The following is a 12758-nucleotide window of genomic DNA, read 5'->3' as shown; positions in this document are numbered from 1 at the left end:
CGCGTCAGACAATGCCGCCAAATGGGGACACCCAAGACCATCCTTCTCACCGTCGCGGCGCTCGGCCTGGCCGCGGCGGCCGGCGCGGCGTGGATGGTGTGGGGCGGTCTCTACAACGTCTCCGCGACCGCGCAGCACACGCAACCGGTGTATTCGCTCCTGGAAACCGCGATGCGGCAGTCGGTGCGCCTGCGGGCCCGCGGCATCGAGCCGCCGGCGCTCGGCGCAGAAGCGCAGGTGATGCACGGCGCCGCCTGCTACCGCGAGAAGTGCGTGCAGTGCCACGGCGCACCGGGCGTGGCACAGGGCGACATCGGCAAGAGCATGCAGCCGCTGCCCGGCCCGCTCGTCGATGCGCGCCAGCGCTGGAATGCGCGCGAGCTCTATTGGGTGACGAAGAACGGCATCAAGATGAGCGGCATGCCGGCGTGGGAGTACCGCCTCTCCGATCAGGACCTGTGGGCCCTGGTCGCGTTTCTCGAGCGGCTGCCCGACATGACGCCGCAGCAGTACGCAGAGGCGAGCGCACCGATGATGCCGTCGGGGAAGGGCGGACCGGCCGGGCCGGCGTGCGGACCGGGGCCGCGCGCGGCCGATGGTGCGCAGGACAGCGTGCGGCGCGGTCAACGCGCCCTCGCGCAATACGCCTGCAACGCGTGCCACGCCATACCCGGCACCACGGGCTCGTTTCCCCATGTCGGGCCGCCGCTGGCCGGCATGGCCAGGCGCGCGATGATCGGCGGCAAGCTCGCCAACACGCCCGACAACATGGTCCAGTGGCTGCGCCACACGCGCACCGTCGATCCGCTCACCGCCATGCCAGAAATGGGCGTGACGGAACAGGACGCGCAGGACATTGCGGCCTATCTCGCGACGCTGGACTGACTCGCCCGGGACCTTCGCGCCGTTGCTGTCTCCTACAGTCGGCCGCGCCGTCAACCGACCTGTCGCGGCGCGCGCGCCCCCAGTGTGGAACTGCGCCGGACATCCGCCCGGCGAAACCCTCAGGAGACATCCCCATGAACCGCACTTCCAGCTTGATCGCAGCGCTGACGCTCGGCACCGCCGGCATCGCCTTCGCACAGGGCAACCCGCCCACCACCACACCCCCGAACCCCGCGACCGCCGCGGGCCAGCAAAACCCTGTGGGCGGCCCGATGGGCACCACCGGCACCACCCCGCAGAACACCGCGCAGGCCCCCGCTGCACCGATGGCGCAGAGTTCGGCGGGCACGAGCAGCAACTCGACCATGGCGAGCGAGCCGCCGATGCGCCAGGCCCGCGCCGACCGCAACTGATGGCACCTGGCAGGCCGACATGAACGCTGATTCGACGATGAGCATCGCGACAGCACGGGCGGGCGCTGCGGGCCGTTGGCTCCGCACGCTCGCGCCCTGCGTTCTTGCCGTGGTCTGGACGACGAGCATGGCCGCAGAGGCCGATGCGATCAGGCTCGCGAAAGCGGTCGTGGCCGCGGCCGACAACCGGGGCGAAGCTTTCGCCGTGGTCGACAAGAAGAGGGCGCGCGTCTTCGTCTTCGATGCGGAAGGCCGGCTCAGGGGCGACTCGCCGGTGCTGCTGGGCCTGGCCCGCGGCGACGATTCGGTGCCGGGCATCGGTGAACGGAAGATGTCCGAGATCCGCCCCGACGAACGCACCACGCCAGCGGGCCGCTTCGCGAGCGAGCCGGGCCGCAACCTGCAGGGCGAGGACATCGTGTGGATCGACTACGACGCCGCAGTCTCCATGCACCGCGTGCGCGCGACCAACAAGGCCGAGCGCCGCCTGCAGAGGCTCGCCACGCCGGGCGTGGACGACAACCGCATCTCGTACGGGTGCATCAATGTCCCGGCGGGTTTCTACGACACCCACATCCGTCCGGTGCTGGGGCTGCGCAAGGGCGTGGTCTACGTGCTGCCCGAGACCGCGCCGATGCAGGCCCGCTTCACATTCCCGGGCCTGCAGTAGCAACGGTTGCACCCGCAATCCAGCGGGTCGGACAAGTTCCCGTTGCGCCACCATGCGGATGCGCTGTATGCCTACACCCGCAGCCGCTCGCACGAGCGACCGTGCGGCTCATGACAATCGCTGTATTCATCGTGGAAGACGAGCCGGCGGTGGAGGAAAGCCTGCGGGTCGTGCTCGAAGGCTATCTGCGCGCGCAGGTGGTCGGCACCGCGCCCTCCGAGGCCGAAGCGGTGGCCTGGCTCACCGCGAATCCGCAGGGCTGGCAATTGCTGGTGGTGGACCTGTTGCTCAAGAAGGGCACCGGGCTGGGCGTGCTGCATGCGCTGTCCGCGCTCGGCCGAACGGGCGGCATCGTGGTGGCGCTGACGAACGCGGCCTCCGCGGACAACCGCGCCGAGTGCATCCGCCTGGGTGCCGACGCGGTGTTCGACAAGGCGGCGGAGATCAACGAGTTCCTGGCGTTCTGCGCCGCCGGTGCGCCTTGAGCGCGCCTTGTCTCTCTTTTTTCTTTTCAGGGCTTGCCGAGCAGGCGTTCGAGCAGGCCCTCGAGGTGCTGCGCATCGACCGGCTTGGTCAGGTGCGCGTAGAAGCCCGCGGCCATGCTCGCATCCCGGTCCGAGGCCTGGCCATAGCCGGTGACGGCGACCAGGGCGGGTGGATGGGCGACCTCGCGGCGCACCCGCTGCGCCACCTCCACGCCGCTGAAGCCCGGCAGGCCGATGTCCAGCAGGACCAGGTCCGGCTGCTCGACCTTGATCGCCTCGAGCGCCGAGGGGCCGTCGGCGGCCGTGCGCGTTGCATAGCCCAGGCTCTCCACCAGCAGGCACATCGTTTCCGCTGCATCGCGGTTGTCGTCGACCACGAGCACGATCTTCCCGGCATCCGCGCCGTTGCTCTTTTTCCTTTCCAGCGGCGCGGCCGCGCGCGGCAGGCGGATGACGAATTCGGCGCCGTCGCCGGGCGTGCCCCTGCTGAAGGCGCTGACGTCGCCGCCGTGCAGCGTCACCAGCTGTTGCACCAGCGTGAGGCCCAGGCCCAGGCCGCCCTGCGGCCGGGAGATCTCCTGCTCGCCCTGCGCGAACAGCTCGAAGATCTGCGGCAACGATGGCGGCGGGATGCCGGGGCCGTTGTCGCTGACGCTGATCTCCGCGTTGTCGCCGACCTCGCGCAACCGCACCTCGACGCGGCCGCCCTCGGGCGTGAACTTGATGGCGTTGTTCAGCAGGTTGCAGACCACCTGGATCATGCGGGCGCGGTCGCCGGTGATCCACGGTTCGCCGGACGGACCGGGGAAGACCAGCGCGTGGCGCTTGGCGTCGGCGGCGGGCCGCATCATCTCCAGCGATTCCTCGATCACGCCGGTGAGCTTCACCGGCTTCGATTCGAGGTGGATCTTGCCGCTCGTGATGCGCCCGACGTCGAGCAGGTCGTCGACGAGCCGGGTGATCTGCTTGAGCTGGCGGCCGATGATGTTGCTCATGCGGGCCATCGTCGCCGCATCGGCGGCCGGGCCCAGGCGCTCCATGATGGCCACCGCGTTGGAGATCGGCGTGAGCGGGTTGCGCAGTTCGTGGCCGAGCATGGCCAGGAAGGTGGTGATGCGGCGCCCCTCGTCTTCGAGCGTGGAGATGCGCCGGCGGTCGGTCAGGTCGCGCGTGACCTTGGCGAAGCCGCGGTGGCGGCCGGTCTCGTCGAAGAGCGCGGTGATGATCACGCTTGCCCAGAAACGGCTGCCGTCCTTGCGCACGCGCCAGCCTTCGTCCTCGAAGCGGCCGACTTCGCGCGCCGTCTTCAGCTCCTGGTCGGGAAAGCCAGTGGCCGCCACTTCGGCCGGGTAGAACACCGAGAAGTGCTTGCCGATGATCTCGTGCGCCTCGTAGCCCTTGTTGGCTTTCGCGCCGGTATTCCAGCTCACGATGAAGCCGCCGGGGTCGAGCATGAAGATCGCATAGTCCTTCACGCCGTCCACCATCAGCCGGAAGCGTTCTTCACTGGCGCGCAGCAGCTCGTCCTGTTTGCGGCGGTCGGACAGGTCGCGGGTGATCTTGGAGAAGCCGCGCAGCTCGCCGTGGGGGCCCAGCAGGCGGGTGATCACCACGCTGGCCCAGAAGCGGCTTCCATCCTTGCGAAGCCGCCAACCCTCTTCCTGGAACTGCCCGGTCCGGGCGGCCACCTCGAGTTCGTGCTGCGGCCAGTTCTTCTCCAGCAGCTCGGGCGGAGAGAAGATCGAGAAGTGACGCCCGATCGCCTCCCGGGGTTCGTAGCCCTTCAGGTGCCTTGCGCCCTTGTTCCAGCTGAGCACGATGCCGCCGGGGTCCAGGAAGATGATCGCGTAGTCCGCGATGGAATCGACCATCAGGCGGTAGTCGACGTTGGTGACCAGCCCGAGATTCAGGGGCGCGCTGAGATCGGGGGCAGATTCCTCGTTCGTGACTGGTGCGCGGCCATCTGCCATGTGTTGTCGATCTCGTTCTGGAAAGCCGTGCGCGGCAAGCAGCCGGCGTGGTGCGAGACGTTATTGCTTTTTGTTGCGCCCATGTGTCGGACAAAGCCGCAGGCGCGGGCAGCACGACGCGCTGTTCGGGGGTGCGGCGCCGGTTCGGGCGCCGCTTGCCACCGTTCAATAGACGTCGCGGCGATAACGGCCCTGCGCGACCAGGTCGTCGAAGACAGCCGCACCCAGCGCGTCGCGCAGCGCCGAATCGACACCCGGGGCCATGCCTTCGAGGCTGCCGCAGACATAGACCACGGCTCCTTCGGCCACCCATTGCCGCAGCGTGTCGGCAGACTCGCGCAACCGGTCCTGCACGTAGCAGCGCTGCGGCTGGTCGCGGGAGAACACCAGGTCGGCGCGCTCCAGCATGCCCGCCACTCGCCATTGCGCGATGTCGGCGGCGCAGAAGGCATCGTGCGCGGCGTTCCGCTCGCCGTACACCAGCCAGTTGCGCCCGTGCCCGCGCCGCACGCGCTCGCGCAGATGCGCGCGAAGGCCCGCAAAGCCGGAGCCGTTGCCGATGAAGATGCACGGCGCCTGGTCGTCGACCAGCGCGAAACCGGGGTTGGGCAGCAGGCGCAATTCGATGGCGGCGTCAGCCGGCGCCGAGGCGGTCAGCCAGCCCGAGGCCACGCCCAGCCCGTCGTCGTGGCGAGCCTGGCGCACCAGCAGTTGCACGCACCCGTCGGGCGTGATCGATGCCACCGAATAGCTGCGCGGCGCCAGGGGCCGCAGCGTGTCCGCCAGCGCTTGCGCGGTGCTGGCCGGGGCCACGGGCGGCAGCGTGCTGCGGGCCAGCGCCTCTTCGAGCGTGCGCTCATGGCCGTCGAAACGCACCGGCGCTCGCCCGTCGAGCCCGCTGTCGCGCAGGAACCGCTCGACGGAAGACGCGGCCTGGCGCGGCAGCAGTTCGACGAGTGCGCCGGGCGCCCAGGCGGCTGCATCGGAGCGGGCCAGTTCGATCTCGAACAGCGGATCGCCCTGGCTGCCGTCGTTGAGCAAGGTGCGGCGCACGAGGCGCCACGGCTCGAAGGATTCTTCTTTCGTCTCGTGCGTCCGCCAGGTGTCGGCCTGCACGTCGAAGGTTTCGGCCAGCGACTGTCGCCAGCGGGCGAGGGCGCCAACATCGCCGTTGCTCACCTCGATCATCGGGAACAGCGCCTGCGCGCCATGGCCGCGCAGGTCGTGGTCGAGCGTGCGGCCGAAGCCGCAGAAGTTGGCGTAGTGCCGGTCGCCCAGGGCGAGCAGGCCGTAGCGCACGTCCTGCAGGCCGGAACCGGTCTGCCGCGCGAACTGGCGCGCAAAGGCGCGCAGGCTGTCCGGCGGATCGCCGTCGCCGAAGGTGCTGGCCACCAGCAGCACCTTGCGGTAGCGCTGCAGCGCATCGACGCTCAGGCGCACCAGCGGCTGCAGCACCACCGCCACGCCGGCCGATTGCAGCACCGCCGCCGTCTGCAGCGCAATGCGCTCGGCGTGGCCGGTTTGGGTCGCGAAGGTCAGCAGCACGGGTTCGGTGCCGCCGCCGGCCGGTGGCAGGGCGGGGCTCAGCCGGGCGCGTTCGTCGCGCACGGCCCGCTTGGTGCGGCGGCGACCGAGGTAGAGCATCCATCCGGTGATGGCGAACAGCGACAACCCCAGGCTGCTGAGCGTCATCACGATGCGGCCCGGCAGGCCCCAGTAGGTTCCCATGTGCAGCGGGTAGACGCTGTTGAGCAGGCGGCCCGCCAACGGCTTGTCGGCGTAGCGCTCGTGCCGCGAGGCTTCACCGGTGGCGGCATCGAGATAGAGGCGGTTGCGTGCGCGCTCGTGCTCGGGGTTGGTGCGCAGGTAGGTCGCCTCGATCTGCGTTGCATTGCGCCCCGGCATGCGGAACGTGACCAGACTCCAGTCGCCATGGGTTTCCTGCAGGAAGGATTGCCACACGCGCTGCAGGTCGGGCCTGGGCGCCGCGGCCTTCTTGACGGGCGCAGCGCCGGTTTGCATGCGTTGTGCGCGAACCGCACGTCCTTCGCCCGCGGCGTTGTCGATCACCGTTCGCAGCGCATCGAAACCCCAGTAGAGGCCCGTCAGGCTGGAGGCCAGGTACGCCAGCAGCGCCACGGTGCCGACAACCGCGTGCAGGTTCCAGAGGAAGGCGCGGCCGGTGAGCGCGAAGTCCAGCTTCAGCCAGGCCCGCCAGGCGAGCGGCCGCCGCGGCCAGCGCAGGTAGAGGCCCGACAGCGCCAGGATCAGCAGGCCCGTGGCCAGTGTGCCGGTGACGGGCTTGCCGGTATCCCGGGGCAGCAGCAGCCACCGGTGCAGGCGCTCGACGAACTCGAAGAAGGCGTCGCCCTTCGGTTCGGGCAGCAGTTCGGCGGTCCAGGGATCGACCAGCCGCGCCTCGCCCTGGCGCTGGCCTTCGGGCGGCGCGAAATTGACGCGCGCCGGCCGGCCGGGTTCGGCATACACGGTGAGCGCGACGATCCGCTCCGCCGGATGCGCCGCCTGTATGCGCTCTGCCAGCGCCACGGGAAGCAGCGCCGCCGCGCCCTGCGGATTGGCCACGTGGCGCAGCTCGGGATTGATCGCGTCGACGATTTCGGCGCGGAAGGACAGCGTGGCGCCGGTCAGCCCGATCACCACGAGCACGGACCCGGCCGTGATGCCGATGAACCAGTGGATCTGGAACCAGATGCGCCGCAGGAGTGCCATGTCAGAGATCGATCTTCAGCGTTGCCTTGACCGAGCGCGGCGTGCCGACGGCCAGCCGCGTGCCGGCCGCGGCCCAGTAGCGCTTGTCGCCGACGTTGTCGATGTTGATCTGCCACAGCGTGCGCTTGCCGAACAGCTGCGTGACGTAGCGCGCGCCCAGGCCGAAGAGGGTGTTGCCGCCGATGAACGCCTGGTTCAGGTCGTCCACCGGGCGCCGCCCCGTGTAGTAGGCCCCGCCGTTGACCGACAGGCCGGGCACGGCCGCGATGTCGTACGAGAGGAAGGCGCTGGCCGTCTGCTTGGCGGTGTTCTCGGGCAGCTTCCCGTTGTACTGCGCATTGATGTCGCGGAATTCGGCATCGAGCGACTGGGCCGAGAGTTGCCAGGCGAGGGCGCGGGTCAGGCGGCCCTGTGCCGAGAGCTCGAGGCCGCGGTAGCGCTGCCGCCCGTCGGCCACGAAGGTGTTGGCGCTGTTGGTGTAGGCGCCCGGGCGCTCGATGTCGAAAAGCGCGCCGGACAGCAGCATGCCGCCGCCGGTGAGCCAGCGCAGGCCGATTTCCTTCTGCTTGCTGATGCCGGGCGGCATGTGGGCGTTCTGATTGGCGGTGCCCGCAGGCGCGATCTCGCCTTCCTCGACGCCTTGCGCATACGACACGTAACCCACGAGGTCCGGCGTGAACTTGTAGCTCAGTGCCGCGAGCGGCGTGGTCTTGCGCACGTCGAAGGCGATCAGCGGGATCGTCGCGCTGGCGCCCTGCGTGCTCTCGAAGTGTGTGCGGCGCACGCCGACCACCAGTTGCCACTGCGGCGAGAAAGTGATCCGGTCCAGCGCGTAGAGGCCCAGTTCCTTGCTGTCCTGCGCCCCGGTGGTGGGGCGGGTCGGAAGCGCGGTCAGCGGCAGGTAGCCGATGACGACCGGGTTGTACAGGTTCTGCGCGGTGCTCGCGCCGCCGTAGTTGCGCTGGAAGATCGGATCCTGTGTCTTCTTGCTCTGCGCGGCGCCGAGGGTGAGCTCGTGCTGCACGCTGCCGGTCGAGAAGGTGCCGAACAGCTCCGTGCGGAAGAGGTCGGAGGTCTGCTTCAGGCTCTGGTCGTTGCCGGTGATGCGGCCCAGGCCGGTCTGCACGTTGTAGTTGCCGAAGCTGGCGAGCCGCCGATCGCGCTCGGCCTCGGAGTGGCCGGCTTCCACCGTCAGCGCCCAGTTGTTGCTGAGCGAATAGTCGGCGCGCAGCTGGGTGTTGGTGACCTCGGCGTCGAAGACGGCCCAGGCGGGGCCCAGCAGCTTGTCCGGATCGGGCAGGGCGGGCAGGGTGATCACGCCCCTGACGGCCGCGGGCCGCGTGATGCCGGCCTGCTCGGTGATGCGCTTGCGGTAGTTCTCGACGTCGGCCTTGAGGGTGAGGCGGCTGTTGACGCGCCAGTCGAACGCCGCGGACACGAACCTGCGGTTGCCATCGACGTCGTCGATGTTGGAACCGACGCGGCCGCCGGCTGCGTTGATGCGCAGTCCGAACTGGTTCTGGTCGCCGAACTGCCGTCCGATGTCGGTGGAGGCCTGCAGCGAACCCTTGTCGTCGACCGTGAGCCCGACCGAACTCACCGGCGTGCTGCCGGCGCGCTTGGTCACCAGGTTGATGATGCCGGCCGGCGTGGTGAAGCCGTAGTAGAGCGCCGATGCGCCCTTCAGCACCTCGACGCGCTCCTTGTTCTCCATGGGGATCTCGGAGACGTTGGGAATGGCGAGCGAGCCATTGAGCCGGTAGTTCGTCCGGTTCTCCACGGCGATGCCGCGGATCACGAGCTGGTCGAAGGTGTCGCCGCCGTTCTGCTGGCGCGTCACGCCGGCCGTGTTGCGCAACACGTCGTAGATGCCTGTTGCGCCCTGGAGCTCGAACACGTCGCGCGTGACCGTGTTGACGGTTGCGGGGACCTCCAGGATGTTGGCGCCGCGGAATGTGCCGGCCTCCACGGTGTTCGCGACGAAGCCGCTGGTCGCGCCGCCCTCCACGGTGACCGTATCGAGCTGACCGCGCGATTCGGAGGTGGTGGCGTCGGTCGTTTGTGCGTACGAGACGTGGGAAAAGGCGCCCGCGAACGCGAGTGGCGTTGCCAGAAGAAGCTTGTGCATGGAGGAGGGAAGTCAGCGTTGCGTGAAGCGCGCAGTACTCAAAGAGTATTCAGATGGAGTTTATCGCAGGGCGTGAGGATGAGAATCGTTCTCGCCAGAATGCCAGAGCAATTTCAATGCCTCTCGCAAGCGGCACGTTCGGGTGCAAGAGCTCGCTCGGATGGTCGGCCTCGCGGCCGAGTTCGGCCGACGCCGCAGCGCAGAACTGCGGGAGACACCGCACCGATGCGCGCTGCGCAGCAAATCGCGCCAAATAACGAAGCGCGAATTTCTTCTTTGGCGCCGTTGCCATGGCGATCTAAGGTCCAGCGTCTTCGCCAGCAACGGATCTCATGAGTCAACGCAAGCTGCGCCTCGGCGCCTTCATCATGGCCACCGGCCACCACGTGGCCGCATGGCGCCACCCGGGTTCCCAGGTCGACTCGGGCGTCAACATCGACCACTACATCGAAGTCGCGAAAACCGCCGAGCGCGGCCTGTTCTACCAGGTGTTCGTGGCCGACAGCCCCGGCATCGCCTTCCACGGCGACGACGAGGCCTTCAGCCGGCAGGGCAGGGTGTCCTACTTCGAGCCGGTCACGTTGTGGTCGGCCCTGTCCGCGGTGACGCGGCACATCGGCTTCGTGGCGACGGCGTCCACCACCTACGAAGATCCTTTTCTCCTGGCCCGCAAGTTCGCGTCGCTGGACCACCTGAGCAAGGGCCGCGCGGCCTGGAACGTGGTGACCACCAGCGCGGACAACGTCCACGGCAACTTCGGCCTCGACAAACACCCCGATCCGGTCTCCCGCTACGAGCAGGCGCACGAGTTCATCGACGTGGCCAAGGGCCTGTGGGACAGCTTCGAGGACGACGCATTCCATCGCGACCCCGTCTCGGGCAAGTACTTCGACCCGGCCAAGCTGCATGCCCTGAACCATTCGGGCAAGTACTTCAAGGTCTCGGGTCCGCTCAACCTGGAGCGACCGCCGCAGGGCTACCCGGTGATCGTGCAGGCGGGATCGTCGGAGCCCGGGCGCGAACTCGCGGCCGCGTCGGCCGAGGCGATCTTCACCGCATGGACCAGCCTGGCCGAAGCGCAGGCGTTCTACCGCGACGTGAAAGGGCGGCTTGCCAGATACGGCCGCCGTCCCGAGCAACTGCTGGTGCTGCCCGGCATCTCGCCGGTGATCGGCCGGACGCAGGAAGAGGCCGATGCCAAGTGGACTAGGCTGCAGCAGCTGATCCACCCGTCCGTCGGGCTCAACACGCTGCACACGTTCTGGCCCGGCGAAGACCTGTCGACCTGGGACCTGGACGCGCCGCCGCCCTACATTCCGGAACCGCCACCGGGACGCAACAGCCGCGCGCACGTGGTGCTGGAACTGGCCCGGCGCGACAAGCTCACCGTGCGGCAGCTCTATGAATACCTGGCCGGCGCGCGCGGCCACTGGGTGGTGGTCGGCACGCCGCAAACCATCGCGGACCGGATGCAGGAATGGTTCGAGAACGGCGCGGCCGACGGCTTCAATGTCATGCCGCCGGTGCTGCCGGAATCGCTCGACGAATTCGTCGACCTGGTGATCCCCGAGCTCCAGCGCCGCGGGCTGTTTCGCACGGCGTACGAAGGCCGGACCTTGCGCGAAAACCTCGGGCTGGAGCGGCCGGTCAATCAGTTCTCGGTCAAGGGCCGCAAGGTCGCGTAGCGGGCTGCAGGCGCGGCGGCGAAACCGTCACGTATTGCAGCTGTAGCTCGAGGCCGCATTCACATCGCCGGACCCGTTGTACTTCGGGTACTTGGGGTACTGGCAGGCCGGCATGCTGCGGGCCGTCCCGGCGCTGGTGAAGTTGTAGGTCATCTGCGTGGGGGCCTCGCCGTTTTCCACCCAGCCCATGATGGCGGACGCCCAATCCACTTCCTTCAAGCTGCCGCCGGCGCCGTGTCCGCCGCCGGGGACGATGAAGAATCGCGTGGCGCTGTTCGGGTCGGCAAGGCCCATCGACCTTGCGATGCCGGTCATCGTCGTCCAGTTGCGGTAGTGGTCGTTCGGGGAGAGCAGCGCATCGCTGCCGGCGTGCCACGAGATGAGCTTGCGGCCCGAGGCCACGAAGCTGGCAATGGCGGCCTTGTCATGGTCGGCGCCGATGCGCGCAAGGCCCGCGCCGAGCATGTAGTAGTCGGTGTCCAACTGGAAGCCCGCCTGCTTGGCGGGCGTGAGCCAGGCCGGGTCGCCGCTCGCGAGCAGCGCAAAGCCGCCGCCGAGACCGCCCCAACCGAGGCCCAGGCCGTTGCCCCATGAGTAGCCGGAGAGCACGGTGCTGCCGTTCGTGAGCTTCAACTCCGAGAGGAAGGATTTCAGCGTGCCCGCTTGCGCCGCGCTCAGGCAGATCGCGGGGTCGGAACTCGCACCGGGCATTCCGCACTGCAGGACCGCCGGATCGAAGGTGCAGGCCTGCGGATTGCCGATCAGGTTGTCGGTGGCGCCGTCGAGCGCATCGCATGCCGACAGCGCGGCGGCATAGGCTGCGCCGGTCTGGGCCGGACTCAGTGCCGCGGGCGTGCCGGTCAGCGATGCCGCGCGCAGCCAGGCGCCGGTCTGGCCGGCCATGTCCATGGTCTCGCAGCCCGCGACGATGCCGTCGAACTCCTGGGGCCAGCGCTGCGCGGCGATGTAGGCGTTGCGCCCGCCGTTGGAGCATCCGTTGAAATAGCTGTGGCCCGGCGCCTTGCCGAAGAAGGTCTTCGCGACGGCCTTGCCGAAGCGCACCGTGGTGCCCACCGCGGCATACGCGTAGTCGGTCGCCGACTGCTGGCCCTCGGGCGTGCCGCTCGCCCACACGGCGGGGGCGGCCTCCGCGGGAACGCTCGCGCGGTTGCCGCCGTTCGATGCCGCGTACACCGCGCCCTTGAGCGCGAGCGTGGGGTCGACGGCCGTTACCGCACCGCCCACGTCCTTGGTCACCGCGGAGGCGATGCGACCGTCGAAGCCGCCGCCGCCTTGCTGCCAGTAGCGGCCGGTCCAGTTGTCGGGCACGTCGATCTCGATGTCGAGGAAGGGGGCGCGCGTGCCGAGCACCTGGCAGAAGCCCGACGGGTAGATCGGCGCCTTGGCCTCGAAGCGCGCGGTGCCGGTGACGGTCACGCCTTCGATGACCTGTCCCTTGAGCGTGTTGCAGGTGGCCTTGAGTTGCTCGGCGGTGGGTCCCGCGGGCGGAGGTGCGGGGGGCGCCGGCGCAGGGGCGGGCGCGGGAACGATCGGCAAGAAGCTGCCGCCACCGCCGCCACCACCTCCGCAGGCTTGCAGGGCCAGGCCCAGCGCCAGCAGCAAGCCCTTGGGCAGCAGGGCACGGGGCACACACTTTTCGTCACGCATGGTTGTCTCCAGTATTTGAGTTTTGAACCGACCGGTCGGTCGGCTTGTGGGCGGAGCGAGCGTAACGCAGGGATGCGAACACGGGCAAGCGGCTGCGGCTCGGGACTAACCCCTAAGATCGCCG

At 69.0% G+C, this 12758-nt stretch carries 9 protein-coding genes; 5 read left to right on the top strand and 4 right to left on the bottom strand.

The genetic code is table 11. The annotated features are described in order from the left end of the window. Window positions 1-21 precede the first annotated feature (21 nt). From ACSFA7_RS06875 to ACSFA7_RS06860, 4 genes are all read left to right on the top strand, one after another. Window positions 22-885, top strand: coding sequence for a c-type cytochrome (locus tag ACSFA7_RS06875; protein ID WP_435498672.1), 864 nt, complete (start codon window positions 22-24; stop codon window positions 883-885). Window positions 886-1019: 134 nt separating this feature from the next. Beyond that, the gene (locus ACSFA7_RS06870; protein ID WP_435498671.1) at window positions 1020-1298 is read left to right on the top strand and encodes a proteophosphoglycan ppg4; all 279 of its coding nucleotides are present in this window, start codon (window positions 1020-1022) and stop codon (window positions 1296-1298) included. A gap of 37 nt (window positions 1299-1335) precedes the next feature. Beyond that, window positions 1336-1968 carry a L,D-transpeptidase gene (locus tag ACSFA7_RS06865; protein ID WP_435498670.1) on the top strand — a complete coding sequence of 211 codons (633 nt, stop codon included), beginning with the start codon at window positions 1336-1338 and terminating at the stop codon, window positions 1966-1968. Window positions 1969-2078: 110 nt separating this feature from the next. After that, window positions 2079-2453 (top strand): response regulator, encoded by a 375-nt coding sequence (locus ACSFA7_RS06860; protein WP_435498669.1) that lies wholly within the window; start codon window positions 2079-2081, stop codon window positions 2451-2453. A 26-nt stretch (window positions 2454-2479) separates the two neighbouring features. Here ACSFA7_RS06860 and ACSFA7_RS06855 read toward each other — a convergent pair whose 3' ends face one another. The 3 genes from ACSFA7_RS06855 to ACSFA7_RS06845 form a co-directional block, all read right to left on the bottom strand. Continuing rightward, window positions 2480-4423, bottom strand: coding sequence for a PAS domain-containing hybrid sensor histidine kinase/response regulator (locus ACSFA7_RS06855; RefSeq protein WP_435498668.1), 1944 nt, complete (start codon window positions 4421-4423; stop codon window positions 2480-2482). Window positions 4424-4588: 165 nt separating this feature from the next. Continuing rightward, a complete protein-coding gene (locus ACSFA7_RS06850) occupies window positions 4589-7153 on the bottom strand; it encodes a PepSY domain-containing protein (RefSeq protein ID WP_435498667.1) in 2565 nt (854 codons plus the stop codon). Window position 7154: 1 nt separating this feature from the next. Continuing rightward, window positions 7155-9281, bottom strand: coding sequence for a TonB-dependent siderophore receptor (locus tag ACSFA7_RS06845; protein ID WP_435498666.1), 2127 nt, complete (start codon window positions 9279-9281; stop codon window positions 7155-7157). Between the two features lie 332 nt (window positions 9282-9613). Between ACSFA7_RS06845 and ACSFA7_RS06840 the strand changes: the two genes are divergently transcribed. Further along, the gene (locus tag ACSFA7_RS06840; RefSeq protein ID WP_435498665.1) at window positions 9614-10966 is read left to right on the top strand and encodes an LLM class flavin-dependent oxidoreductase; all 1353 of its coding nucleotides are present in this window, start codon (window positions 9614-9616) and stop codon (window positions 10964-10966) included. A 27-nt stretch (window positions 10967-10993) separates the two neighbouring features. Here ACSFA7_RS06840 and ACSFA7_RS06835 read toward each other — a convergent pair whose 3' ends face one another. Then, window positions 10994-12634, bottom strand: coding sequence for a tannase/feruloyl esterase family alpha/beta hydrolase (locus ACSFA7_RS06835; protein ID WP_435498664.1), 1641 nt, complete (start codon window positions 12632-12634; stop codon window positions 10994-10996). Window positions 12635-12758: the final 124 nt, after the last annotated feature.

The organism is Variovorax trehalosi, assembly GCF_051216415.1.
Lineage (GTDB): Bacteria > Pseudomonadota > Gammaproteobacteria > Burkholderiales > Burkholderiaceae_C > Variovorax.
This window is presented reverse-complemented; position numbering and strand designations above follow the sequence as displayed.